Origin of the sequence: Aeromonas sp. QDB18 (assembly GCF_027705325.1) — a bacterium.
In the GTDB taxonomy this organism is placed as follows: Bacteria; Pseudomonadota; Gammaproteobacteria; order Enterobacterales; family Aeromonadaceae; genus Aeromonas; species Aeromonas caviae.
Window position 1 is genome coordinate 1 of record NZ_JAPDBQ010000288.1, and the last position, 1,254, is coordinate 1,254.

General features: G+C 54.1%; 1 protein-coding gene. It reads right to left on the reverse strand.

The annotated features are described in order from the left end of the window. Positions 1 to 24: 24 nt before the first annotated feature. Complete coding sequence (locus OKC30_RS20900; RefSeq protein WP_114523334.1) at positions 25 to 1,161, reverse strand: ISAs1 family transposase; 1,137 nt, start codon at positions 1,159 to 1,161, stop codon at positions 25 to 27. Between the last annotated feature and the right edge of the window lie 93 nt (positions 1,162 to 1,254).

The following is a 1,254-nucleotide window of genomic DNA, read 5'->3' on the forward strand; positions in this document are numbered from 1 at the left end:
CAGGGTGAGAGCGTGAACATCCTGTTAAATTTCAGAGAGTTTTTGCAGGCCAGCTGCGAGCACAGTGTCCAGATAGTCACTGCTCATCGCCGCTATTTTCTGCTTGCGTCTGATGCTCGCTTTGCGTGATGTTTCCGCCCTTAGCATGTTCACGGCCATGTGTCGGATACAGGCCAGATTCTCCGCCGCGTCTTCGCGATAGATGGGGCACGCATCTTCTCCCATCGTCACATCCAACACCCAGTGAAGCTCGTTTTCGATGGCCCAATGACCGCGCACGGCACGGGCAAACTCATCTCGGTCAAGCACCTTTGAGCTGATGAAATAACGTTGTTCTATAGCTATTTTTTGATTTTTTTCAATACGATAAGAGATGGCTACACCCAGGCTCTGCAACCCGTCCCAATCGGCAAACTGGGCCGCCAGTTCCCCGGCCGGGATGACGTGATATTCACGACCGTCAACGCGCCCATGAGCCTGTTCTACCGCCGCCGTCTGCGCTGACAGCGGGGTGGCCATGGCCGGAGCGAGCGCCTGTTTCACGGCCTCAAGCAGCTTGGGCTGATTCCCCTTGACGGCCAACAGATAATCCCCACCCTGCTGCCGGATAGACGTGGCAATGGCAGTCTGGCAGCCCATGGCATCGATGGAAACCAGGCATTGACGAATGTCGAGCAGTGCCAACAATTCGGGAATGGCGGTGATTTCGTTGGATTTTTCAGCGGTTTTCACCTGACCGAGCACCAGTTTGTTGGCGGCGGCGTAGGCGCTGACCATGTGGATAGTCGATGAACGATCTCCGGGTTGATAGGAGCGACGCAGGGTCTTGCCATCAACGGCAATCAATGCCCCATCCATCTGCTGCTGGATGGCCTGGGTCCAGCGAATGAATGCTGCCTGAAACTGCTCTGGCTGGATGCGGGAGATGATCCTGGCGATGGTGTCATGCACAGGAATACCATTTAGAAACAGTCCCTTATCTTGAAGCCATGCCAGATGGACCTCGCCAAAGTCTTCGATGTCCTCCCACCCCTGAGCGCCACCAATCACAGCGCAAACGGTCAGAAACAGGACATCGTAAAAGGGATAAGAGATTTTCGCGGGCTGGCGGTTATCGTGGATTTCACTGAAAAACCGGGTAAAGAGGGCATCGACTGACATCACATGGCTCCAGAAAAGAGCACATAAGATCATAGTCAGATCGTGAGGTCAAACCTGTTTACATGGTTAAAAAACATTCACGATCCCGCCCTG